Below are 23,556 nucleotides of genomic sequence, written 5' to 3'. Positions count from 1 at the left end.
TTACGGTTGTATATGGAAATGGTAGATAATCGACAAGCGTTAATGAAAATGTTAGTGAAGGAATTAGGCTTTACCGAAAAGCAAGTTCGTCATGTTATTCAATTAACAGAAGAAGGTAACACAGTTCCATTTATTGCTCGTTACCGAAAAGAATGGACAGGCTCTTTAGATGAGGTGCAAATTCGTACAATTTTAGAGAGATGGCAATATATGATGCAGCTTGAAGATAGGAAAGAAGAGGTTCTTCGTCTTATTGATGAGAAGGGGAAACTGACAGGAGAGTTACGTCAGCAAATTGTTAAAGCTGTAAAGTTGCAAGAAGTAGAAGATTTATATCGTCCATATAAAGAGAAAAGAAGAACGAAAGCAACGATTGCAAAAGAAAAAGGACTAGAGCCGTTAGCTGAATGGTTATTGTTATATAAGAAAGAAGATCCAAATCAGAAGGCAATGGAGTTTATTAACGCAGAGAAAGAAGTGCAATCTGCAGAAGAAGCATTACAAGGTGCCCAAGACATTATTGCAGAAATCATTTCAGATGAAGCAGCTTATCGTAGTTGGATTCGGAATGTTACTTTTAGAAAAGGTGTTATGTCTTCGTCCGTAAAAGATGAAGAGAAAGATGAAAAGAATATATATGAAATGTATTACAGTTATGAAGAACCGTTGCAGAAAGTAGTACCGCATCGTGTATTAGCGATGAATCGCGGTGAGAAAGAAGCTATATTGAGAGTTTCTGTTGTTCCACCAGTAGATGAGATAGTAACTTTCTTATATAAGAGAGTAATTCGTGATAACGATTCTAAAAGTGCACATTATGTAAAGTTAGCAATTGAGGATGGTTATAAACGATTAATTCAATCCTCCATTGAAAGAGAGATTCGAAAAGAATTAACAGAAACCGCTGAGGAACAAGCGATACATATTTTCTCTGAGAACTTACGTAATTTGTTATTACAACCTCCAATGAAAGGAAAGGTTGTGTTAGCTGTAGATCCTGCATATAGAACGGGTTGTAAATTAGCTGTTGTAGATGATACGGGGAAGGTTCTATATATTGATGTTATTTATCCGCATCCACCTGTTCGTAAATATGAAGATGCAAAAACGAAAGTTCTTTCTATTATAGATAAATATCAAGTTGAAATGATTGCGATTGGGAATGGTACAGCTTCTAGAGAATCGGAAGAATTTATAGTTGATGTATTACAAAATGTGAAACAAGAAGTCTTCTATATTATTGTGAACGAAGCTGGTGCGAGTGTATATTCGGCCTCTGATTTAGCTCGTGAGGAATTTCCGAATTTACAGGTTGAAGAAAGAAGTGCTGTTTCTATTGGGAGACGTCTGCAAGATCCACTTGCTGAACTTGTGAAGATTGATCCTAAATCAGTTGGGGTTGGACAATACCAACATGATGTATCTCAAAAGAGGTTGAATGAATCATTAACATTTGTAGTAGAGACGGCAGTTAACCAAGTCGGTGTGAATGTAAATACAGCCTCAGTTGCGTTATTGCAATATGTTTCGGGTTTATCGAAAACCGTTGCGAAAAATATTGTGGCAAAGCGTGAAGAAGAAGGGAAATTTACAAAACGAACAGACTTAAAGAAAATACCGCGTCTAGGTGCGAAGACATATGAACAATGCATAGGTTTCTTACGTATATTAGAAGGGGCAAATCCGTTAGATCGAACGGGTATTCATCCAGAACAATATAAAAATGTTGAAGTGTTATTGAAGAGTCTAGGGTTATCAAAAGATGACGTAGGGCAATTGCAATTACAAAAGAGCTTAGAAGAAGTGGAGATTTCTAAATTATCGCAAGAAACGGGAGTTGGGGAGCCAACATTAGTTGATATTATAGATGCGCTCATTAGTCCAGAGCGAGACATGAGGGATGAGTTGCCTAAACCGCTTCTGAAAAAAGGGATTTTGAAATTAGAAGATTTAAAACGTGGTATGGAACTGGAAGGAACAGTTCGTAACGTTGTTGATTTTGGTGCTTTTGTTGATGTAGGTGTAAAACAAGATGGTTTAGTACATATTTCTAAACTAAGCAAACAGTATGTGAAGCATCCGTTAGATATTGTATCTGTCGGACAAATCGTAAAGGTATGGGTAGATGATATTGATACGAAAAAAGGTCGCGTTGCACTATCTATGTTGCCGATAGAATAGTAAGAGAAGAGAGCGGATGAAACTGCTCTCTTTTTTTATGGGATAAAACGTGTAATGGATTATGAGCTTTGATGTATTTTGCTATAATAAAACCAGCATTCATTTAGTAATTTAATTTGATACCGGTTTTTTTCAAAATATGCGCGTTGCATTTGTTTTTTTAGCCACGTAGGCATAGGAATCCCTCCTTGTTTAATCCTACTCTCAACAATCTAAGGTACTATTGATGAGAGGTTGGTGAGTGGATTTCTATTCATGCTATATTTTTAGAAACCACGCTTCTTGAATGAGGATGGGTATATGTACTATTTAATATATGTATAAGGGAGGAGAAAAGTGTAAAAATATTTTTTAGTTTAGGAGGAATGAGAGTGGATAAGCAAGAGATACAGCGTCTGGTGGAAGAAGTATCACTACAATACTTCGGAATGCCATTTTTACATAAAGCTATGTTCAATAGTAGGTTGCGTACAACTGGTGGGCGTTATCTATTGAATACACACAATATTGAACTGAATTATCGATATTACGAAATGTATGGGAAAGAAGAGTTAGTTGGAATCATTAAACATGAGCTTTGTCATTATCACTTGCATATTACAGGAAGGGGCTATAAGCACCGGGATAGAGATTTTCGTGAATTGTTAAAAGAAGTTGATGCGCCACGCTTTTGTAAACGAATAATTAATGAAGAAAAGGAAAAAAAGGTTTATACGTATGAATGTATGGGCTGTTCGCTTCAATATGTAAGAAGACGTCAAATAAATACAAAAAGATATGTCTGTGGAAAGTGTAAAGGGAAACTGAACCTGATAAAGAAAACATCTTGACAGTGAAAACGCAATCCAGTATATTATAAACATGTCACGTTTGTACAAGATGTTGTGAAAAAACATCTTGACTTACGATAAGAAATTTTATAAGATACAAATTGTCTTTATTATTCCGCAGTAGCTCAGTGGTAGAGCTATCGGCTGTTAACCGATCGGTCGTAGGTTCGAGTCCTACCTGCGGAGCCATACAGAGAAGTACCCAAGTGGCTCAAGGGGCTCCCCTGCTAAGGGAGTAGATCGCTAACGCGGTGCGAGGGTTCGAATCCCTTCTTCTCTGCCATACATACTGGCCCGTTGGTCAAGTGGTTAAGACACCGCCCTTTCACGGCGGTAACACGGGTTCGAATCCCGTACGGGTCACCACTTCGGAGGATTAGCTCAGCTGGGAGAGCACCTGCCTTACAAGCAGGGGGTCGGCGGTTCGATCCCGTCATCCTCCACCATATAAAATATATAAGTAATATCATCGCGGGGTGGAGCAGCACGGTAGCTCGTCGGGCTCATAACCCGAAGGTCGCAGGTTCAAATCCTGTCCCCGCAACCAAATGGTCCCGTGGTGTAGTGGTTAACATGCCTGCCTGTCACGCAGGAGATCGCCGGTTCGACCCCGGTCGGGACCGCCATTTTAACTTCTGCTATTTGGCAGTTGTTTTTTATTGGACATTATGTTACAATAACATTTGTCTTTGAAAAGAAGATAAATATTTCGATGGGCTATAGCCAAGCGGTAAGGCAACGGACTTTGACTCCGTCATGCGCTGGTTCGAATCCAGCTAGCCCAGCCATTTACGAGCATTAGCTCAGTTGGTAGAGCATCTGACTTTTAATCAGAGGGTCGAAGGTTCGAATCCTTCATGGCTCACCATTTTCGCGGAAGTAGTTCAGTGGTAGAATACAACCTTGCCAAGGTTGGGGTCGCGGGTTCGAATCCCGTCTTCCGCTTCATTACTAAGGGGCCTTAGCTCAGCTGGGAGAGCGCCTGCCTTGCACGCAGGAGGTCAGCGGTTCGATCCCGCTAGGCTCCATCTAATAGAAAAGCTTACATCATATGATGTAAGCTTTTTTTGTGTTTAAAAAGACAACTTTCATATTTGTCATTTAAAATGGAGAAAACGCGAAAATAAAGGATGGGGATAATTGTGAAAGTTGTTATTGCATCTGATTCATATAAAGAAAGCTTAAAAGCTATAAAAGTATGTGAAGCTATTGAAAGAGGATTTGGAGCAATTTTTCCTAAAGCAGAGTACGTAAAAATACCAATTGGAGATGGAGGTGAAGGAACGGTTGATTCACTTGTGGATGCTACAGATGGAAGAATGATATCCCTTCATGTGACAGGACCGTTTAGAGAACGTATACAAGCCTTTTACGGTATGTCTAAAGATAAAAAGACAGCGTTTATTGAAATGGCAGCAGCATCAGGATTACAACATGTTCCGGTTAAAAAGCGAAATCCACTTATTACAACGACTAAAGGAACAGGAGAACTTATACTACATGCGCTAGACGAAGGAGCTGAGCACATTATTTTAGGACTTGGAGGAAGTGCTACAAATGATGGCGGAGCAGGTATGTTGTCAGCTTTAGGGGTCAGGTTTATAAATGGAAAAGGGGAAGTAATAGATCCATCTGGAGGAACGTTACATTCGATTGTCGCCATTGACTTTTCGCGAATGGATTCACGCTTAACGCATATAAAGATAGAAGCAGCATGTGATGTAGATAATCCGTTAGTTGGAATAAGGGGAGCATCTTTCGTATTTGGGAGGCAAAAGGGTGCGGATACAGAGATGGTGAAAGAGTTGGATGAGAATTTAAAGCATTATGCGAATATCCTTAAACAATACTTATCTTGCGACGTATCTGAAACACCTGGCGCAGGAGCCGCAGGAGGAATGGGAGCAGCTGTTATTGCAGTGTTAAAGGGAAGTTTGCGGAGAGGAATTGAAATTGTATTAGACTATACAAATTTTGATAAGCATATAGAAGGTGCAGATTTAATTATAACTGGCGAAGGGAGAATAGATGAACAAACAGCATATGGAAAGGCCCCTGTAGGTGTTGCGGAGCGTGCAAAGCATTTTCGTATTCCTGTCATTGCTATTGGAGGATCTGTATCTCCGAATTATTTAGCTGTTCATGAAAAAGGAATCGATGCAGTATTTAGTATTACAGCGAGTCCTATGACATTAGAAGAGGCATATAAAGTAGCGGAAGAGAATATCGAAATGACAGCAAAGAATATTGCCGCAGTATGGAAAATAGCATCAGAAAAACACTTCTAAATGTAGGAGTGTTTTTTTATTATTATTTAATAATAATGATGGTAGTTGTTTCATTAAGTTAACTTTATACATAGAATAGTCTTGAAATTTAGTTTTTAAGGCGAATATAAGTGAATAATTTGTATATCCATACAGAAAAATGTCGAGTTGAGTCAGACTATATAAAAGATTTAAAATATTTAGTGAAGGCATAAAAGGGGGATACTATCTATGAAAAAAGAAATCTCAGTTATTGGAGTTCCAATGGATTTAGGACAGATGCGTCGCGGGGTAGATATGGGGCCGAGTGCAATCCGTTATGCAGGCGTAATTGAAAGAATTGAAGAAATTGGATATGACGTTAAAGATATAGGAGATATATGTATAGAGAGAGAAAAAGAAGTAGATGTAAATACAAACTTACGAAACCTTACACAGGTTGCAACTGTATGTAACGAATTAGCAAGTAAGGTGGATCATATTATAGAAGAGGGACGTTTTCCACTTGTATTAGGTGGTGACCATAGTATCGCAATTGGTACATTAGCTGGTGTTGCGAAACATTATAAAAATTTAGGTGTTATTTGGTATGATGCACATGGTGACTTAAATACAGAAGAAACTTCACCATCTGGAAATATTCATGGTATGTCACTTGCAGCAAGTTTAGGGTATGGACATCAAACGCTTGTAGATTTATACGGGGCATATCCAAAGGTGAAAAAAGAGAATGTTGTAATTATCGGTGCACGTGCATTAGATGAAGGAGAAAAAGACTTTATTCGCGAGGAAGGTATTAAAGTATTCTCGATGCACGAGATTGATCGTATGGGTATGACGGCTGTTATGGAAGAAACAATCGCTTATTTATCTCATACTGATGGTGTACATTTATCATTAGATTTAGATGGTCTTGATCCTCATGATGCACCAGGAGTTGGAACGCCTGTAATTGGTGGCCTATCTTATCGTGAAAGCCACTTAGCGATGGAAATGCTAGCAGAGGCTGATATTGTTACATCTGCTGAGTTTGTTGAAGTAAATACAATTTTAGATGAGAGAAACAGAACGGCAACAACGGCAGTTGCTTTAATGGGTTCTTTATTCGGTGAAAAACTAAAATAAATGTAAGAAAAGCAACTGAGAAGTTGCTTTTTTTATTTGAAAATAAGCGTATAATAATGATTTATATTATACTGTACGATAATAATGTTTGACATCTTACCAATTTAGACTAAAGGGGGGTTGTTTGTAATTGTCGTTTGTTTCATGTATGGTATAATTAACTAGTTGTTGGAAATACATACAGATAGAGCATAAAACAATATTTCAATATATGGATAGAATTGCTCGTAAGTAGGAGGAAGGGTTAGCATGCCTTTTGAAGATACGACCATTTTGAAATATCTTAGTACGGTATTAGATATTGCCGTTGTATGGTTTATTATATATAAGCTAATTCTCATAATCCGAGGGACGAAAGCTGTTCAACTTTTAAAAGGGATTACAGTTATTATTGTCGTTCGGATGATCAGTATTTTCCTTGAATTGCATACGCTTTATTGGCTAACTGAGCAAGTATTAACGTGGGGATTTTTAGCCGTTATTATTATTTTCCAGCCAGAATTGCGAAGAGCACTTGAGCAGCTAGGACGCGGGAGTTTATTTTCGCGTGTTGGAACTCATGAGGATGATGAACCTGAAATCGTTGCAACAGCGATAGCGAAAGCAACGGAATATATGGGGAAACGTAGAATTGGTGCATTAATTACTCTGTCAAAAGAGACCGGTATGGGTGATTATGTGGAAACGGGTATTCCGCTAAATGCACACGTATCATCGGAATTACTTATTAATATTTTCATTCCTAATACACCTCTTCACGATGGAGCGGTCATTATGCAAGGAAATACCATTAAAGCAGCAGCTTGTTATCTTCCGTTATCGGAAAGTCCGTTTATCTCTAAGGAACTAGGAACTAGGCATCGCGCTGCAATGGGAGTTAGTGAAGTTACTGATAGTATTACAGTAGTTGTGTCGGAAGAAACTGGCCAAATTTCTTTAACGAAAAATGGTAAGTTGCATCGTGATTTGAAGACAGAACAATTGAAAGATATGTTGTTAGCTGAATTTAGTGCGAGCGAAAAAACGACTTCTTCGTCTTTATGGAATTGGAGGAGAAAGCGTCATGGATAAGTTAATGGAGAATCATTGGTTTCTAAAAGGGATCTCATTACTATTGGCGTGTATGCTTTTTATGTCAGCGACTTTAACTGAAAAAAATACGACATCGGGGATAATACCTTTCGCAAATGATGCGAAAGAAACCTTAACTAATTATGCCATTAACCTTAAGTATGATGAAGAGAAATATATTGTAAGTGGTATTCCGTCAGAGGGCGTTAAGGTGAAGTTAGAGGGCCCAAAAGCAGCAGTTGCTACAGCAAAAGCAAAAAAACAATTTGATATACCAGTTGATTTGAGAGATAGCGAAAAAGGAACTTATGAAGTTTCTTTGAAAACGAACGGGCTTCCAGATGATGTGAAAGGAACAGTTCAGCCATCAACAATTAAAATTACTCTACATGAAAAAGCGAGAAAATACGTTCATGTAGACTTAAAATTATCAAATGAGGATCAAATGCCAGCGGGTTCTACTCTCGAAAAATCAAACATTAAACCTGATACTGTTGAGGTAGTTGGGACGAAAGAAGAAATTGAAAGTATTTCATCTGCTAAGGCGTATATTGATTTAAAAGGTGTTAATAAAACTGTTACAAAAACAGCCGAAGTTACATTATACAATAAAGAAGGAAAACGTTTAAATGTAAGAACGAGTCCATCTAAAATTAGTGTAACATTGAATGTGGCGACGCAAGCTACGGCCAATAATACTGAAAAAACTGTTCCTGTAACGTATACGAAAAAGGGGAGTTTACCAGAAGGATTGGCCGTTACAAATATTAGTATTGAGCCGAGAGAAGTAACGATAGCAGGTCCAAAAGATATCTTGGATAATATACAATCGATAGAGGGGGTCGAAGTAGATCTTAGTCAATTGACAGAGTCTACAACATTCGATACCTCTGTTTTATTGCCAAAGGGTGTAACAAGTGCAAAACCGAATCAAGTGAAGGTTTCGGTAGGAGTGCAAAAAACAAAACAAACGAAAACAAGAACGATTGATGGTATATCAATTCAAAAAAATGGACTTTCTAAAGATGTTACGGCCCAGCTACTTTCGCCGCAAGATGGGAAGATAAGCGTTGATATTTCAGGAGAAACAAGTATAGTAGATAAAATAACAGCTGCTCAAATAACAGCAGCCATTAATCTGCAAAATGTATCTCCGGGGACGAAGGATGTTTCTATTCAAGTGAGCGGTCCTGGTAATATTTCAATAGAGCCAAGGCAAAAAAGTGCTAAAGTCACAATTGTGAAGAAAGAAAATCCAGATAAAGAAGTACAGGGTAACGGTGAAAAACCAGATTCAAATAATAACCAAGATAATCAAACTGAAAAACCAAAAAATCCTGAACCTGAACCTAAGCCTGACACGGAACAGGAACAAAATAAAGATAAAGAAAAAGATAAAGATAAAGAAAAAGAAACTAGTCAAGAGCCAACAGTAGATAATCAAAAAGAGCCAGAAAAAGGAGCGAATCATAATGGGTAAATATTTTGGTACAGATGGAGTACGTGGGGTTGCGAACCAGGAGTTAACACCTGAATTAGCGTTCAAAATTGGGCGTTTTGGTGGTTATGTATTAACAAAAGATACAGATCGTCCAAAAGTAATTATCGGCCGTGATACACGTATATCAGGACATATGTTAGAAGGAGCTTTAGTAGCAGGTCTATTATCAACTGGAGCAGAAGTAATGCGCCTTGGTGTTATTTCTACACCAGGTGTTGCTTATTTAACAAAAGCGTTAGATGCACAAGCAGGTGTTATGATTTCTGCATCTCATAATCCAGTACAGGATAACGGAATCAAATTCTTCGGTTCAGACGGTTTTAAATTAACAGATGAGCAAGAAGCAGAAATCGAAGCTTTATTAGACAAAGAAGTTGATGAGTTACCACGTCCAACAGGTACGAACCTTGGACAAGTGAGTGATTATTTTGAAGGCGGACAAAAATATTTGCAATATATTAAACAAACTGTAGAGGAAGATTTCTCTGGTTTACATATCGCTTTAGATTGCGCGCATGGTGCTACGTCTTCTTTAGCTCCATACTTATTCGCGGATTTAGAGGCTGATATTTCAACGATGGGAACTTCACCAAACGGCATGAACATTAACGATGGAGTAGGTTCTACGCATCCAGAAGTATTAGCTAAATTAGTAAAAGACAAAGGCGCTGATATCGGTCTTGCCTTTGATGGTGATGGTGACCGTTTAATCGCTGTAGATGAAAAAGGAAACATCGTTGATGGCGATCAAATTATGTTTATTTGTGCGAAGTACATGAAAGAAACTGGTCAATTAAAGCATAATACAGTCGTTTCAACTGTTATGAGTAACTTAGGTTTCTACAAAGCACTTGAAGCTAACAATATCACAAGTGATAAAACAGCAGTTGGTGACCGTTACGTAATGGAAGAGATGAAGCGTGGTGGTTACAACTTAGGTGGAGAACAATCGGGTCATATTATCTTACTTGATTACATTACAACTGGTGATGGAATGTTAAGTGCACTTCAATTGGTGAACATCATGAAAATGACGAAAAAACCATTATCTGAGCTTGCAGGTGAGATGACAAAATTCCCACAATTACTAGTAAACGTTCGTGTAACAGATAAAAAACTAGCATTAGAAAATGAAAAAATTAAAGATATTATTCGTGTTGTAGAGGAAGAAATGAACGGTGATGGCCGCATTCTTGTTCGTCCATCTGGAACAGAGCCACTTATTCGTGTAATGGCAGAAGCACCAACACAAGAAGTTTGTGACGCATATGTACATCGTATTGTAGAAGTTGTGAAAGCTGAAGTTGGCGCTGAATAATTCAATAAATTTATGAAAAGGGAGCACAAGAAGTGCTCCTTTTTCATATGTTTTATAGACGATGAAAAAAATTTCATTGACGGTTTATCTATGTTTGTTATAAGATGGTCTTGTTCTTTTTCTCAAAGGAAATGTTGTAAATTATAGAAGCGCCAGAACTACAAGTAGTGTAGTTGACGAGGTGGAGTTTATCGAGATTTCGGCGGATGACTCCCGGTTGTTCATCACAACCGCAAGCTTTTACTTAAATCATTAAGGTGACTTAGTGGACAAAGGTGAAAGTGTGATGAGAGAAAAGGAACGGATACAAACTAGCTGTATAAGTATATACGGACTTAAACCCAATCGAGAGGAAGGTGAAAGCCGTTACAAGCTTACAGAGCTAGCAATATGTAATCCGTTTTTTAGTATAAATAAAAATGGTATCGGACTATGTCGTTACATGTTCGCAGAGCAATGTAAGCATTTGTAACGGCGACTAAACATGTGTGGAATCGTAGGATTTATTGGAGAGCAAGATGCAAAGGAAATTTTATTAAAAGGTTTAGAAAAGCTAGAATATCGTGGATATGATTCAGCAGGTATTGCAGTACAAACAGGGAACGGTGTTGTTGTATACAAAGAAAAAGGTCGTATTGCAAAACTTCGCGAAATCGTAGATGAGAACGTAGCAGCAAGCGTGGGGATCGGTCACACACGCTGGGCTACACATGGTGTTCCAAGCAAAGTAAACGCGCATCCGCATCAAAGTACATCAAAACGCTTTACACTAGTTCATAACGGTGTAATTGAAAACTATGAATTAGTGAAAAAAGAATATTTACAAGATGTAACGTTCGTAAGTGAAACTGATACAGAGATTATCGTACAGCTTATGGAACAACAAGTGAGCACAGGACTAAGTGTAGAAGAAGCGTTCCGTAATACGCTATCCCTTTTACATGGCTCTTATGCGATCGGATTACTTGATGCTGAAAATCCAAACATGATTTATGTTGCTAAAAACAAAAGCCCGCTATTAGTAGGTGTTGGTGACAACTTTAATGTTGTGGCGAGCGACGCTATGGCGATGTTACAAGTTACAGATCAATTTATTGAGTTAATGGATAAAGAAATCGTAATCGTAACGAAAGAAAGTATTACAATTAAAAACTTACAAGGTGAAACGATTGAACGTGCACCGTTTACAGCGGAATTAGACGCAAGTGATATTGAAAAAGGAACATACCCTCATTTCATGCTTAAAGAAATCGATGAGCAACCACTTGTAATCCGTAATATAATTCAAAAGTATCAAGATGAAAATGGCGAGATTGAATTAGATCAAGACATCCGTAATGCGATTTTAGATAGCGATCGTGTTTACATCATTGCATGTGGAACGAGTTATCATGCAGGTCTTGTTGGAAAACAATTTATCGAGAAGTTTGCAAAAATGCCAGTTGAAGTGCATGTAGCAAGTGAATTCTCTTATAACATGCCATTATTAACAGAAAGACCATTCTTCATTTACATTTCACAAAGTGGTGAAACAGCTGATAGCCGTGCAGTACTTGTGCAAACAAATGAAATGGGTCATAAAGCATTAACGATTACAAACGTACCTGGTTCTACGCTTTCTCGTGAAGCTGATTACACACTTCCGTTATACGCGGGACCAGAAATCGCAGTTGCATCAACGAAAGCGTACACAGCACAACTTGCAGTACTTTCAATTTTAGCTGCGGACATTGCTAAAGCGAAAGGCGAAGTTCTTGATTTCGATTTAACACACGAATTAGGACTTGTAGCAAATGCAATGATAGAACTTTGTGATCAAAAAGAAGAAATGGATGCATTAGCAAAACAATTTTTAGCAACAACTCGTAACTGTTTCTTCATCGGACGTAGCGTAGACTTCTACGTAGGATTAGAAGGTGCGTTAAAGCTAAAAGAAATCTCTTACATCCAAGCAGAAGGATTTGCTGGAGGAGAATTAAAACACGGTACAATCGCCTTAATCGAAAATGGTACACCAGTTATCGCACTTGCTACACAAGAGCACGTAAACCTTGGAATTCGTGGTAACGTGAAAGAAGTAGTAGCACGCGGAGCTAACCCATGTATCATCTCAATGAAAGGCTTAGAAATGGAAGGTGACAGCTTCGTATTACCAGCTGTACACGAAGCACTAGCACCGCTAGTAGCAGTTATTCCATTCCAACTTATCTCATACTACGCGGCACTTCACCGCGAATGTGACGTTGATAAGCCACGTAACTTAGCTAAGTCTGTTACTGTTGAGTAGGAGATTAGTAGGTTAATAAATATAGTTGTGGATTTGAAATAAATTTACGAATTTGTACCCCTTTAGATATGTTATCTAAAGGGGTATTTTTGTGCCGAAAAAGAACATCTAAAATTGCTAAGTGGATAGCACCCTACTAATGAAAGTTTTACTTTATCGGATTTGGAATAAAAATACTTTTATTTATCTGAATTTTCAACTATCATTTTAAGTATGCGTGAACAATTTTCTTTATTATGAAGAGAAGAGCCGATAGATTCATGGACATTACAAGGGGGCTTATTATATGAAAGTGAAAACAAAAACATATTTAAGTATAGAAGAGATTATTTCATTACCGGCCGTATCAAGTACAAACATAAGTGATGATGGCAAAAACGTAGCATTTGTTAAGAAGAGCGCTAACTGGGAAGACAATACGTATAGAAATCATGTATGGATATATGAAACAGATAAAGAGCAGAGTTACCCACTAACAAATGGGGATATAGATAGTACACATCCAGTATGGTCTCCAGATTTTAAGACTATTGCATATCTTAGCCCAGGTGGTGACGGGGATAATACAAATCAGATCTTTGTTAAGTCCATAGCCGGTGGTAGTGAGGTTCAAATTACGAATGAGAAGGAAGGAGTTAATACATTCAAATGGGAGCCTACTGGTAAAGGTTTTTATTATATTGCACAGTCAAAAGAATGTGAGGAGATAAAGAAACGTAAGGAACTATATGGAGATTTCCATCATGTAGGTAAGGAACATCAGAATAATTGTTTATACTACAGTGAAATAGAAAAAGTGAAACAAAATGATAAACAGAAACGGAAGGTTAGCGATGTTTATCAACTAACGGACGGTAAGGATTTTTATATACATAACTTTGATATTTCAAATGATGGGAAAAAGATTGTATGTATGGCTACACCAAGCCTAAACGATTATATGAATGGTGATCTATATATATTAGATGTTGAAGCCGGAGAACTACAAAAGATGAATATAGATAAGTTGTTAGGCGGGAGCATTTGCTTTTCTCCTGAGGGTAGCAAAATATGTTACGCAGCAAGCATAAGAGAGAAGGATTACTATAGAAACCATATACAAGATAGTACAGTAGAGATATATGATATGAATACGGGAGAAGTAATTCAACCTTTAGCAAATTTTGATAGTACGGTTATGCCATTACAGTGGACGGCTAAAGGGATTTTGATTAGATGGCAGGATAAAACGAATTACCGTATTGGTTTGTTATGTGAGGATGGCACTGTGGAAATGTTAAGCGAAACAGTAGATGGGTTTATAATGGAGGCCTCTATAACAAGGGATGGAAATCATATAACATATACTAAGGCTATAACAAATGAAACATTTGAAATCTATTTGGATGATAAAAAAATAACGAATGAAAATAGCTTTTTCGAAGGCAAGCTTAAAAGTAATAGGGAAATCATCTCATGGAAAAGTAGTGATGGACTGGAAATAGAAGGAGTTTTATCAACCCCAGTAGAGTTTGAGGCAAATAAAAAATATCCTTTATTAGTAGTAATCCATGGTGGTCCATCTTGGGCATCCTTTCCGATATTTTCAGACTGCTTTAATGAGAAATATCCGATTGAACAGTTTATCGAAAAAGGCTTTATCGTTTTAGAGCCAAACTATAGAGGGAGTTCTGGTTATGGTAATGAATTTTTAAAAGCAAACTATAGAAAACAAGGACTTGCTGACTACGATGATGTTATATCTGGAGTAGATGCACTAGTTGAAAAAGGGATTGTAGATAAAGATAGAGTAGGAGTTATGGGATGGAGTAACGGAGGATATATATCTGCTTTCTGTTCTACATTTAGTGATAGATTTAAAGCTATCTCAGTTGGGGGCGGAATCACGAACTGGGGTACCCATTATGTAAATACAGATATCCCTTACTTTATTAGAATGTATTTAGGAAATTCTCCATGGAATGATCCAGAGATATATAAGAAAACATCACCAATGACATATATTAAATCAGCCTGTACGCCTACGTTAATTCAACATGGGGAAAAGGATGTAAGAATTCCAACTACAAATGCATATGAGCTATATGAAGGATTAAGAGATATGGAAGTTGATACAGAATTAATTATATTTACAGGCATGGCATATAGTCCTGATCGGCCAGGAATAGGTGTGGCTATTATGAAACAAAATTTGATGTGGTTTTCACACTATATTCTTGGAGAAAGTATGAAAGATTTTCGTACTATATAATGGAATCTGCACAGGGATTTTTCGTTGTGCAATCGGGTTAGATTGTTGAAAAAGAGATGCAACAAATTATATAATTTGTTGTAAACTGTATGCAAACTATCATTGAAAAGATTTAAATGATTATAAGTAAACGTAATTCGGAGGACTAATATGACAGAGAATACAAATGCATTATCTGTAGAACAACATGAAGAACTATTAAAAGTATTACAAGCACGTTTTGAGAAAAACATGAACCGCCATGAAGGTCTTGAATGGGCTAAAGTTGAAGCAAAGCTAGCTACTAATAATGAAAAATTATGGTCAATTCATGAAATGGAAGTAACTGGCGGTGAGCCGGATGTTGTTGGTTATGATGAAGAGAAGGACGAGTATACTTTCTATGATTGTTCAAAGGAGAGTCCTAAAGGTCGCAGAAGTTTTTGTTATGATCTTGAAGCGTTAGAGGCAAGAAAAAAACATAAACCAGAAAATAACGTTATTGATGTGGCAACTGCTATGGGTATTGAATTATTAACGGAAGAACAATATCGAGAGTTGCAACAACTTGGGGATTTCGACATGAAATCATCAAGTTGGGTACAAACGCCTTCAGATATTCGAGAACTCGGTGGTGCTCTATTTTGCGATTATCGCTTCGGACACGTTTTTGTGTACCACAATGGAGCAGATTCCTATTATGCTGCTAGAGGATTTCGCGGTTCGTTAAGAGTTTAAATTTGGAGTAAGTAAGAAAAAGAGCCTATACGTAGGCTCTTTTTCTTACTTATATTTTAAAAGTAAATTGTTACTACGCAGTTTTACTTAATTTATATGTTTCATGATTGTTTTTACGGAAAAGTCTAGGGAAAACATAGCCATCTAATCCAATACGTCCAGCGTTATGACCTGCAACTAAAATGAACATAGTTAAAATAAGCAGATTTGGATTTACACTAACAGTTCCACTTAGTAAAAATGAAAGATTCATTATAATTCCAAAGAATGCAGCAGTTTTTGTTAATCCGCCTAAAATTAAACCTAGACCTACTAAAATTTCTCCCCATTGAACTAAAAAGCTAAATAGGTCTGCGTTTGGAAGAACAAAGTGTTGAAGGAAATCTGCCCACCAACTTTGTACGGCAGGGTGGTCACCTGATGCTTGAGCGATAGCGCCCTTTAGAAAACCACTTGCATCAAAAGATTGCCCGAAAACTTTGCCTATTCCGGCAGCGAGCCATGCATATCCTATGTAAAGTCGTAAAAATAATAATAAGAAAGTAGCGCGTTTATCAGTTCTTAAAAAATTGATAACCATTGAAATCCCTCCAATGTATTGTATTTACATGTTTATTATATATCCATTGTGAATATATTCACAATGGATAAAGTGTGAACAAAAATGGTGTTTTTATAAAATGAAAAAGGCATATAACAATCATATGTTATATGCCTTTTCTAATATATACTTAGTGATTTATTTTGGTAATGTAAATTTAGCTTTTTTACCTTGTGAAATATCTTTTGCTTCTTTATTTCTCATAGGTCCTAACTCAATCTCAAAGCTTTTGTCTTTCCAAATCTTTTCATACTGCTCTTGATCTAAAATATATACTTGTAGTAACTCTCCAGATGTTCCAGTTTTAACTGCAGCGTTATAGTCGTAATTTAGTAGCATACCTTCATTAATCGTATATTGTGTACCATCATTCACTCTCAATGTAGAGCTTATAGGAGACAGTGAAACGTCTTGAGTATCTTTGTTATCAAGCTTGAATTTTACTGTTAATAGAACGAGACCGTTTTTAAAATTTGCAAAGCGTGGAGCTTCGACGGAATTTGGTGTGAATTGAGTAAATTGATATCCATCTAATGTAACGTTAACAGCGCCTAATTCTTGGCTGTTATTAATACTTGATTTCTCTTTTAACATTTTTTTATCGCCCATGTTATTAGCTGTAGCTTTATCTTGGTAGAAAGTGTTATTTGTTGCAACCTTTTCAGCACCTTGTTTGTTTAAACTTAATGAAAAGCTTCCAGGGCTTCCGATTGGAGCATCAAATTTTCCTTTATTCGCTTGTGCAGTTGGGACTGTGACTGAGACTGTTGAGAGACTTGAAATTTTCGCTAAATCGTCTTTTCCGAATGGATAAGCGATATAACCAGAAATAGTTTCCCCTGCTTTTACTAAGTAATCATTCGTTGGAGCAAGCTTAGTTGGTAGCTGATCTTCTTTTGGAATTAAATCTTTATAGTTACTATACGCTTTCTGCGCACCAGTAAATGACATGTCCAATGCTGGCATATAATAAATATCTTTAGCTGAACTATTTTTTACGCTGTAGTTCACAAGAATAACTCCGCCCTCTGTTTGACGATTAAACGGAATGTCGAAGTTTGTATGGAATCCATTTAATTCAACTAATGTGTAACCATTCATTGATACTGAAACATCTTCAGCTTTATACACTTGTGGTTCCTTATTTTCAAAAAGGACTTTTGTTTTACCACCTGTTTCTTTTTCCATATAGGAAATCAGCTTAGAGTAATCACTTGAGCTAGTAGCTGTATTTTCAGGTTTTTTATCTTCAGATTTTTTCTCTTCAGGTTTATTTTCTTTCGTTGTATCCGTTTTTTCTGTTTTGCTTTCTTTTGTTGCATTCTCTTTTTGTTCTTTATTTGTCGTATCGCTTTGACCACAGCCAGTTATTACAAACGCTGCTACGATTACTGTAGAAAATAAAGAAAGTAATTTTTTTGACATGTTTCTTCCCCCTATTTGTTTAAAACTAGTTGAGTCTGTATAATAAGACCGTTTACAACTCTCACATTAGCCCCACATTTTATTATAAAAAATAAAGCCAGTATTTACCAGTGTTTTTCTGATTATTTTAATTATTTAGTTATTGTAATATACTAAAATTAGTAGAAGGTCGGCATGGAATATTGATTTTTATTTTTTTATCATTTGAAATATTACATCATATTGGTATGATAGAAATAGAGATATATGGAAAGGGGACAAGGACTCAATATGTGGATGAGCTTGTAATGATTAGAAACTAGATAGATAAATTTTCCTCTCATAAGTGAGGGTTTATTTAGCTACCTGTAAATCATTCAAGGACTGCATATTTGGCTTGTACATCCCTTTTGTAAAGATAATGCATAGGGAAATTCATATCTCTTATATAAAATATGCGTCCTTTAAAATTGGAGGAGTATATGATGGATCAATTAAAAAATAAAATAGCAGTTGTTACAGGTGTAAGTCGTCTAGATGGTATAGGTGCAGCGATTTGTAAAGAATTAGCTGAAGCAGGATACGATATATTTTTTACGTATTGGACAGCGTACGATAAAGAGATGCCTTGGGGCGTTGATCAAAGTGAACAAATACAATTAAAAGAAGAGTTACTAAAAAGCGGTGTTAAAGTATCGAGTATGGAGTTAGATTTAACTCAGAATGATGCACCGAAAGAGCTTATAAATAAAGTTACTGAGCAACTAGGCTACCCTCATATATTAATTAATAATGCAGCGTATTCTACGAATAATGACTTCTCTAATTTGACTGCTGAAGAACTAGATAAGCACTACATGGTAAATGTCCGTGCGACTACATTGTTAAGTAGTCAATTTGCCCAAGGGTTTGATAAGAAATCTGGTGGTAGAATTGTGAATATGACATCGGGACAATTTAAAGGACCTATGGCAGGAGAACTAGCGTATGCAACAACGAAGGGAGCTATTGATGCTCTTACTAGTACGTTGTCAGCTGAGGTAGCTCATTTAGGAATAACAGTGAATGCAATTAACCCAGGTCCAACTAGTACAGGATGGATGACTGAAGATATAAAGCAAGGATTAAAGCCGATGTTTCCTTTTGGTAGAATTGGTGAGCCAAGGGATGCAGCAAGACTCATTACATTTTTAGTAAGTGAAGAAGCAGAATGGATTACTGGACAAGTCATTCATTCTGAAGGTGGATTTAAAAGATAAAAAGAAGGTATCTCACCCTGGTGAGATACCTTCTTTTTTAATCTTTCTTCAATCTTCGTGCAACACCATTTCCTAAAGACTGTAGTCCTTGAACGAGGATAATTAAAATAAAGACTGTTGCATACATTACTTCAGGTTCGTAGCGTAAATGTCCGAATCGATATGCTAAATCACCAAGACCGCCAGCACCTACAAGTCCAGCCATTGCTGTTGCACCGATTAAACCAATCGTTGCAATTGTTAAGCCAAGTACAAGGGAGGGACGAGCTTCTTTCACCATAACGTGCCAAATGATTTTTATAGTAGAAACGCCCATTGCTTGGTAAGCTTCAATAACACCACGATCTACTTCTAATAAAGCTGTCTCCATTAATCGTGCAATATAAGGAGCTGTGAATACGACAAGTGGTACGATGACACCTTGCACACCAATGGATGTTCCCATTAGAAACTTTGTAAAAGGTAAAATAAAGAATAGTAGAATGATAAATGGAAGAGAGCGAATGATATTAATAATGGTATTAAGAATTGGATAAATGATTTTATTTTCGTGCTGTCCACCAGGTCTCGTTAAAACAAGTGTAACGCCAAGTGGTAATGCAATAAGGATAGAGATGAATAGTGAAATAGATGTCATTTGAAATGTTTGAATGGTTGCTTCCCATATGACTTTACCCCATTCATCCAAAAAGGACTTGTTTCCCATAGTCTGTTCTACCTCCTTCTACGATGATCCCTTGCGCTTGTAAAAATGATAAAGCGCGGTTTACTTCATTTTTTTCACCTTGCATATGAATGACTAGTTTCCCATATGCTTCATGTTTTAACTGTGTGATATTACCAGATAAAATATTTGGATACACTTGAAAACGTTTTGTAGCGATAGCTAACGCTGGTTCGCCAGAAGAAGTTCCTATAAATGAAAGTGTTACGATTTCTCCGGTTCTTTGTAGTTCTTTTTGTACTTCTTCTGGAATTTTAGCTGCAAAGGCGCTGTTTACAAATTTTTTCGTTGTTGTATGTTGTGGGTTTGTGAAGATATCCTTCACAGTCCCGCTTTCGACTACTGCCCCGTGTTCCATAACAGCAACTTGGTCACATATACGCTGGATGACATTCATTTCATGTGTAATTAATAAAATTGTAATCCCGATTTCTTCATTAATCTTTAGTAATAGGTCAAGAATAGAATCTGTTGTTTCTGGGTCTAAAGCACTCGTTGCTTCGTCGCTTAATAATACTTCCGGTTCATGTGATAGTGCACGTGCAATGGCAACACGCTGCTTCTGGCCACCAGAAAGTTCACTCGGATAGGCATCTTTTCGATTAAAAAGATCGACAATACGTAAATACTTTTCTACCCTTTTTTCAATTTCATTTTTGGGAAGACCAGATAGACGTAACGGTAATGCGATATTTTCATAAACTGTCACGGTTTTAAGTAAGTTGAATCCTTGAAAAATCATCCCGATTTTTTGTCTCGATTTTGCTAGTTCTTTTGCTGATAAAGTTGTTAAGTCTTGGCCGTTTACAATGATATTTCCTGTCGTTGGTTTTTCTAATAAATTTACACATCGAATTAATGTACTTTTACCAGCGCCACTATATCCAATGATTCCAAATACTTCGCCCTTTTTTATTTGAAGGGAAGTAGACTTAAGAGCTTCTACATTCCCTTTTTTTGTTGTAAATACTTTGGATACATTTTTTAATTCAATCATTATCATCAGCTCCTACCAAGACGGCAAAACAGAACCATCAAATTTGTTCTCGATAAATTCTTTTACTTCTTTAGATTGATAAGCTTTCTTTAATTTATTTATAACAGCATCATCTTTATTTTCAGTACGAACAACGACCCAGTTCACATATGGTGAATCTTTTCCTTCACGGAAAATAGAATCTTTCGCAGGGCTTAATTTTGCACCTAATGCAAAGTTTGTATTAATTGCAGCTGCTTTCACTTCACTTAGTTGTGTGGGTAATTGAGATGCCTCTAATTCAACAATCTTTAAATTTTTCGGATTTTCAATGACATCTTTCGCAGTCGCTTTTTCTGTCGCCTTTGGATCTACTTTTAAAACTCCTGCTTTTTCAAATAGCTTTAAAGCTCGAAGTTCATTCGTTGGATCATTTGGGACAGCGATTGCGTCGCCCTCTTTTAAGTCTTTTACATCCTTTAAGCTTTTAGAATATACGCCCATAGGGAATGTTACTGTTGAAAATACTTCCGTTAATTTCATATTGCGCTCAGCTTTAAATACGTCTAAATATGATTTTGTTTGATAGCTATTTACATCGAGGCTTTTTTCATCTAAGGATACGTTTGGTGCTACATAATCATTAAATACTTTTACATCGATTTCGAGTCCGTCTTTTGCTGCCACTTCTTTTACCTTTTCAAAAATTTGTTCATGCGGTCCGCCAGTTACACCGACAGTAATCTTTTTCTCATCTAATGCTTTTACCTCTTTATCAGAATTAGCACCACATGCACCTAGCAATAATACCGCTCCACTTACAATGCTCAATAATACTTTTTTCATCTATAATTCCCCCTTCATATGCGTTCCAAAATAAAAAGCACCTCTCAAAAATAAGAGAGGTGCCGAATAGACAAAATAGGTTCCTCTCTTATCTTCCAAAACGAAAACTCGTTTTGCAGGAATTAGCACCTTAGCTTATAAGTTATAAGCTCGGTTGCCGGGCATCATCGGGCCAGTCCCTCCGCCACTCTTGATAAGAGTTTGTGTATGTAGTTTTTTAATATGGTACTAATAGTAAATCTTACAAAAAGAATTGTCAATGTTATTTTCTGAATATATTTTATTTTAAGGTAATCGAAACATTACCTTTCTTATGTCCCTTTTCCACATACATATGGGCTTCAGCAATTTCTTCTAATCGGTAAGTTCTATCAATAACAGGTTTTAAATGTTCGGTTTCAGTTAGTTCTTTTAGTAGAATCATATCCTCTTTACTTACCTTTGCCATCATTCCATTAACAGATACATATTTTCCATTGGGTGTTAATGTATTTGTGCAAAGGGATTTTTTATATTTCCCAACTGCATCAAATATAATATCGTAGCGCTCGTGCCGCTTAGTAAAATCTTCTTTCGTATAATCAATTACTGTATCAGCTCCTAAAGATTGAACGAGTTCAAAATTTGAATTACTACAAACAGCTGTAACGGTCGCACCGAAATATTTAGCAAGTTGTACAGCAGCTGTTCCTACTGATCCGGAGGCCCCATATATGAGCACTTGTTGCCCTTTTTTTATACGGCCCTTTCTCAGGAAATGCAATGCTGAAGTTCCACCAAAAGGAATAACTGCCGCTTCTTCATACGTCACATTGGTAGGTTTTAATGTTATTAATCCACTTTCATGTACGCATGTGTACTCGGCATAACCACCGAGGTTTAGTTCTGTTAATGCAAAAATTGGATCACCTTTTTTAAATTGAGTTACATCTGTTCCTATTTCTTCGATTTCACCGGATAACTCTACGCCGAGTATAGGTTTTCTCGGTTTTCTGAAACCTAATATGATCCGCATAGGAATCCAAAATAAGAGGGGGCTATTAAAGCCGCGTATTCTACAATCTCCAGTCGATACACTTGTTGCGTGAATTTTAATTAATACTTCGTTCTTTTTAGGTGTAGGTTTCTCTATATTTTGAAGCTGGAGAACGTTAGGTGGTCCATACTGTGTGCAAATGATCGCCTTCATAATGACCTCCTGAAATGAGTTGTTGTTATTTACATCATATTTAAAATCTTCATTAAACATGTCGCTATATAGCGAATAAAGATTAAAAATTATATAGATTTCATAGGAAAAGAGATGATATCATTTTTGGAAAGGGGGCGACATTATGAAAAAAACTATTTTTATTTCAAGTTTAGTGCTTGCAATCAGTCTAGGGGTAGGGTGTAGTAATGAGAAAACAACAAAAACTGATGAACCGAAAAAAGAAGCCATGCAAAAAGAAAAAGAATTAGCAGCGAAGGATGTTTTCAAGAAAACGAATGACGCTTTTAAAAATGAAGAACATGTAACGATGACATATGATGTAGCGATAAAGGCTGAAGGAACAGAGATGGATATATTAAAGGCTAAGATGCAATTAGAGCCAAAGACAAAGAATTCTCGTTCTGAAATGAATATTTCTGGTACAGATGTTGTAGTGTATACTGTGGATGGCAAAGTTGCTGGTGAGGTGAAAAACCCTAATACAGGAGAAGTTATAACCGTACCAGAGGAGCAGTTAAACGCTGGTGGAATGAAGGCGACTCAAGATATTATAGATAATTTAGAAGTACCAGCAGTAGTTTTAGATAAAATGAAGATGGAGAAAAGCGGAGATAAATATAAACTGAAATTTACATTAAAAGGGCAAGAAACAGAAAGTATGTTAACTAGCATGGATGAAACGCAGAAGAAAATGCTACAAGCACAAAATGCGAAGATAGAAGAAGTGGATGCAGAATATATCATTACAAAAGATTTTAAATATGAATCAGCAAAGATAGACATGATTATGAGTAGTAACGGCAAGGATAAAGCACACATTATTACGAACGCAAAATATACGTCGTACGAAAAGTTTGATCCAATACAATTGCCAGCAGCAAAATGATAGTTTTGATGAGAGAGGGACCTAGAATAAGGGCTCTCTTTTTTTATTCATACTTTCTTTTCAGGAAAATAGGTACAATATGAAGAGGGAAAACTGTGG

General features: G+C 36.7%; 20 protein-coding genes, 10 tRNA genes and 1 riboswitch. Of the genes, 23 read left to right on the top strand and 7 right to left on the bottom strand.

Going from position 1 to position 23,556, the window contains the following annotated elements:
• Positions 1–12: 12 nt before the first annotated feature.
• A complete protein-coding gene (locus MKO96_RS27355) occupies positions 13–2,181 on the top strand; it encodes a Tex family protein (protein WP_240589201.1) in 2,169 nt (722 codons plus the stop codon).
• Between the two features lie 59 nt (positions 2,182–2,240).
• Here the strand turns inward: MKO96_RS27355 and cmpA are convergent, their stop codons facing one another.
• Positions 2,241–2,357, bottom strand: a complete 117-nt coding sequence (gene cmpA / locus MKO96_RS27350) for a cortex morphogenetic protein CmpA (protein WP_001143642.1) — start codon at positions 2,355–2,357, stop codon at positions 2,241–2,243.
• A gap of 189 nt (positions 2,358–2,546) precedes the next feature.
• On the opposite strand from cmpA, the gene MKO96_RS27345 reads away from it, so the two are divergent.
• The 20 genes from MKO96_RS27345 to MKO96_RS27250 all read left to right on the top strand — a co-directional run bounded on the left by MKO96_RS27345 (position 2,547) and on the right by MKO96_RS27250 (position 15,548).
• Positions 2,547–3,011 carry a SprT family protein gene (locus MKO96_RS27345; RefSeq protein WP_240589200.1) on the top strand — a complete coding sequence of 155 codons (465 nt, stop codon included), beginning with the start codon at positions 2,547–2,549 and terminating at the stop codon, positions 3,009–3,011.
• Positions 3,012–3,125: 114 nt separating this feature from the next.
• A tRNA-Asn gene (locus MKO96_RS27340) sits at positions 3,126–3,200 on the top strand.
• 3 nt (positions 3,201–3,203) lie between these two features.
• A tRNA-Ser gene (locus MKO96_RS27335) sits at positions 3,204–3,294 on the top strand.
• 8 nt (positions 3,295–3,302) lie between these two features.
• Positions 3,303–3,377, top strand: a tRNA-Glu gene (locus tag MKO96_RS27330).
• A 4-nt stretch (positions 3,378–3,381) separates the two neighbouring features.
• Positions 3,382–3,457, top strand: a tRNA-Val gene (locus MKO96_RS27325).
• A gap of 24 nt (positions 3,458–3,481) precedes the next feature.
• Positions 3,482–3,558 (top strand) — tRNA-Met (locus tag MKO96_RS27320).
• A 3-nt stretch (positions 3,559–3,561) separates the two neighbouring features.
• Positions 3,562–3,637: transfer RNA gene (locus MKO96_RS27315), tRNA-Asp, on the top strand.
• Positions 3,638–3,724: 87 nt separating this feature from the next.
• A tRNA-Gln gene (locus tag MKO96_RS27310) sits at positions 3,725–3,799 on the top strand.
• Between the two features lie 5 nt (positions 3,800–3,804).
• Positions 3,805–3,879: transfer RNA gene (locus MKO96_RS27305), tRNA-Lys, on the top strand.
• Positions 3,880–3,884: 5 nt separating this feature from the next.
• Positions 3,885–3,956, top strand: a tRNA-Gly gene (locus MKO96_RS27300).
• Positions 3,957–3,966: 10 nt separating this feature from the next.
• Positions 3,967–4,039 (top strand) — tRNA-Ala (locus MKO96_RS27295).
• A gap of 114 nt (positions 4,040–4,153) precedes the next feature.
• Positions 4,154–5,299 (top strand): glycerate kinase, encoded by a 1,146-nt coding sequence (locus MKO96_RS27290; protein WP_140386634.1) that lies wholly within the window; start codon positions 4,154–4,156, stop codon positions 5,297–5,299.
• A gap of 210 nt (positions 5,300–5,509) precedes the next feature.
• Entirely contained in the window at positions 5,510–6,403 is an 894-nt protein-coding gene (gene rocF, locus MKO96_RS27285) for an arginase (protein ID WP_087979131.1), read from the top strand.
• A 249-nt stretch (positions 6,404–6,652) separates the two neighbouring features.
• Complete coding sequence (cdaA, locus tag MKO96_RS27280) at positions 6,653–7,474, top strand: diadenylate cyclase CdaA (RefSeq protein ID WP_240589245.1); 822 nt, start codon at positions 6,653–6,655, stop codon at positions 7,472–7,474.
• Entirely contained in the window at positions 7,467–8,954 is a 1,488-nt protein-coding gene (locus MKO96_RS27275; protein ID WP_240589244.1) for a CdaR family protein, read from the top strand. Before cdaA ends, MKO96_RS27275 begins: the two co-directional genes overlap by 8 nt.
• The gene (gene glmM / locus MKO96_RS27270; RefSeq protein ID WP_000521484.1) at positions 8,947–10,293 is read left to right on the top strand and encodes a phosphoglucosamine mutase; all 1,347 of its coding nucleotides are present in this window, start codon (positions 8,947–8,949) and stop codon (positions 10,291–10,293) included. Before MKO96_RS27275 ends, glmM begins: the two co-directional genes overlap by 8 nt.
• Positions 10,294–10,579: 286 nt before the next feature.
• A complete protein-coding gene (locus MKO96_RS27265; RefSeq protein WP_240589248.1) occupies positions 10,580–10,765 on the top strand; it encodes a hypothetical protein in 186 nt (61 codons plus the stop codon).
• Positions 10,766–10,777: 12 nt separating this feature from the next.
• Complete coding sequence (gene glmS, locus MKO96_RS27260) at positions 10,778–12,580, top strand: glutamine--fructose-6-phosphate transaminase (isomerizing) (protein ID WP_087979134.1); 1,803 nt, start codon at positions 10,778–10,780, stop codon at positions 12,578–12,580.
• Positions 12,581–12,866: 286 nt separating this feature from the next.
• Entirely contained in the window at positions 12,867–14,831 is a 1,965-nt protein-coding gene (locus tag MKO96_RS27255) for a S9 family peptidase (RefSeq protein WP_240589243.1), read from the top strand.
• Positions 14,832–14,981: 150 nt separating this feature from the next.
• Positions 14,982–15,548: a DUF4256 domain-containing protein gene (locus MKO96_RS27250; protein WP_240589242.1), complete on the top strand. Its 567-nt coding sequence runs from the start codon at positions 14,982–14,984 to the stop codon at positions 15,546–15,548.
• A 73-nt stretch (positions 15,549–15,621) separates the two neighbouring features.
• Here the strand turns inward: MKO96_RS27250 and MKO96_RS27245 are convergent, their stop codons facing one another.
• Both MKO96_RS27245 and MKO96_RS27240 read right to left on the bottom strand, forming a co-directional pair.
• The gene (locus tag MKO96_RS27245; RefSeq protein ID WP_240589241.1) at positions 15,622–16,128 is read right to left on the bottom strand and encodes a DoxX family membrane protein; all 507 of its coding nucleotides are present in this window, start codon (positions 16,126–16,128) and stop codon (positions 15,622–15,624) included.
• 159 nt (positions 16,129–16,287) lie between these two features.
• Positions 16,288–17,574 (bottom strand): DUF5068 domain-containing protein, encoded by a 1,287-nt coding sequence (locus MKO96_RS27240; RefSeq protein ID WP_240589240.1) that lies wholly within the window; start codon positions 17,572–17,574, stop codon positions 16,288–16,290.
• A 461-nt stretch (positions 17,575–18,035) separates the two neighbouring features.
• On the opposite strand from MKO96_RS27240, the gene MKO96_RS27235 reads away from it, so the two are divergent.
• On the top strand, positions 18,036–18,812 hold the full coding sequence (locus tag MKO96_RS27235) for an SDR family oxidoreductase (RefSeq protein ID WP_240589239.1): 777 nt from the start codon (positions 18,036–18,038) through the stop codon (positions 18,810–18,812).
• A 37-nt stretch (positions 18,813–18,849) separates the two neighbouring features.
• On the opposite strand, the gene MKO96_RS27230 is transcribed toward MKO96_RS27235, so the two are convergent.
• The 4 genes from MKO96_RS27230 to MKO96_RS27215 all read right to left on the bottom strand — a co-directional run bounded on the left by MKO96_RS27230 (position 18,850) and on the right by MKO96_RS27215 (position 22,547).
• Entirely contained in the window at positions 18,850–19,518 is a 669-nt protein-coding gene (locus MKO96_RS27230; protein ID WP_000527137.1) for a methionine ABC transporter permease, read from the bottom strand.
• Positions 19,493–20,533 (bottom strand): methionine ABC transporter ATP-binding protein, encoded by a 1,041-nt coding sequence (locus MKO96_RS27225; RefSeq protein WP_240589238.1) that lies wholly within the window; start codon positions 20,531–20,533, stop codon positions 19,493–19,495. Before MKO96_RS27225 ends, MKO96_RS27230 begins: the two co-directional genes overlap by 26 nt.
• A 12-nt stretch (positions 20,534–20,545) precedes the next feature.
• On the bottom strand, positions 20,546–21,358 hold the full coding sequence (locus MKO96_RS27220) for a MetQ/NlpA family ABC transporter substrate-binding protein (protein ID WP_240589237.1): 813 nt from the start codon (positions 21,356–21,358) through the stop codon (positions 20,546–20,548).
• A gap of 85 nt (positions 21,359–21,443) precedes the next feature.
• Positions 21,444–21,558, bottom strand: a riboswitch (SAM riboswitch).
• Positions 21,559–21,638: 80 nt separating this feature from the next.
• Entirely contained in the window at positions 21,639–22,547 is a 909-nt protein-coding gene (locus MKO96_RS27215; protein ID WP_240589236.1) for an NAD(P)-dependent alcohol dehydrogenase, read from the bottom strand.
• A 145-nt stretch (positions 22,548–22,692) separates the two neighbouring features.
• On the opposite strand from MKO96_RS27215, the gene MKO96_RS27210 reads away from it, so the two are divergent.
• Positions 22,693–23,457 (top strand): hypothetical protein, encoded by a 765-nt coding sequence (locus tag MKO96_RS27210; RefSeq protein WP_088048214.1) that lies wholly within the window; start codon positions 22,693–22,695, stop codon positions 23,455–23,457.
• Positions 23,458–23,556: the final 99 nt, after the last annotated feature.

The sequence above is a fragment of the Bacillus sp. ES1-5 genome (genome assembly GCF_022487605.1).
GTDB classification, from domain to species: domain Bacteria; phylum Bacillota; class Bacilli; order Bacillales; family Bacillaceae_G; genus Bacillus_A; species Bacillus_A wiedmannii.
This window is presented reverse-complemented; position numbering and strand designations above follow the sequence as displayed.

Bases quoted from the DNA above. Each gene is read 5' to 3' on its own strand.
- MKO96_RS27355 (WP_240589201.1), top strand. From the start codon at position 13: ATGGAAATGGTAGATAATCGACAAGCGTTAATGAAAATGTTAGTGAAG.
- MKO96_RS27255 (WP_240589243.1), top strand. From the start codon at position 12,867: ATGAAAGTGAAAACAAAAACATATTTAAGTATAGAAGAGATTATTTCA.
- MKO96_RS27215 (WP_240589236.1), bottom strand. From the start codon at position 22,547: ATGAAGGCGATCATTTGCACACAGTATGGACCACCTAACGTTCTCCAG.
- MKO96_RS27275 (WP_240589244.1), top strand. From the start codon at position 7,467: ATGGATAAGTTAATGGAGAATCATTGGTTTCTAAAAGGGATCTCATTA.
- MKO96_RS27225 (WP_240589238.1), bottom strand. From the start codon at position 20,533: ATGATTGAATTAAAAAATGTATCCAAAGTATTTACAACAAAAAAAGGG.
- MKO96_RS27345 (WP_240589200.1), top strand. From the start codon at position 2,547: ATGAGAGTGGATAAGCAAGAGATACAGCGTCTGGTGGAAGAAGTATCA.
- rocF (WP_087979131.1), top strand. From the start codon at position 5,510: ATGAAAAAAGAAATCTCAGTTATTGGAGTTCCAATGGATTTAGGACAG.
- MKO96_RS27245 (WP_240589241.1), bottom strand. From the start codon at position 16,128: ATGGTTATCAATTTTTTAAGAACTGATAAACGCGCTACTTTCTTATTA.
- MKO96_RS27230 (WP_000527137.1), bottom strand. From the start codon at position 19,518: ATGGGAAACAAGTCCTTTTTGGATGAATGGGGTAAAGTCATATGGGAA.
- cdaA (WP_240589245.1), top strand. From the start codon at position 6,653: ATGCCTTTTGAAGATACGACCATTTTGAAATATCTTAGTACGGTATTA.
- MKO96_RS27220 (WP_240589237.1), bottom strand. From the start codon at position 21,358: ATGAAAAAAGTATTATTGAGCATTGTAAGTGGAGCGGTATTATTGCTA.
- glmS (WP_087979134.1), top strand. From the start codon at position 10,778: ATGTGTGGAATCGTAGGATTTATTGGAGAGCAAGATGCAAAGGAAATT.
- glmM (WP_000521484.1), top strand. From the start codon at position 8,947: ATGGGTAAATATTTTGGTACAGATGGAGTACGTGGGGTTGCGAACCAG.
- MKO96_RS27235 (WP_240589239.1), top strand. From the start codon at position 18,036: ATGATGGATCAATTAAAAAATAAAATAGCAGTTGTTACAGGTGTAAGT.
- MKO96_RS27210 (WP_088048214.1), top strand. From the start codon at position 22,693: ATGAAAAAAACTATTTTTATTTCAAGTTTAGTGCTTGCAATCAGTCTA.
- MKO96_RS27250 (WP_240589242.1), top strand. From the start codon at position 14,982: ATGACAGAGAATACAAATGCATTATCTGTAGAACAACATGAAGAACTA.
- MKO96_RS27240 (WP_240589240.1), bottom strand. From the start codon at position 17,574: ATGTCAAAAAAATTACTTTCTTTATTTTCTACAGTAATCGTAGCAGCG.
- MKO96_RS27265 (WP_240589248.1), top strand. From the start codon at position 10,580: ATGAGAGAAAAGGAACGGATACAAACTAGCTGTATAAGTATATACGGA.
- cmpA (WP_001143642.1), bottom strand. From the start codon at position 2,357: ATGCCTACGTGGCTAAAAAAACAAATGCAACGCGCATATTTTGAAAAA.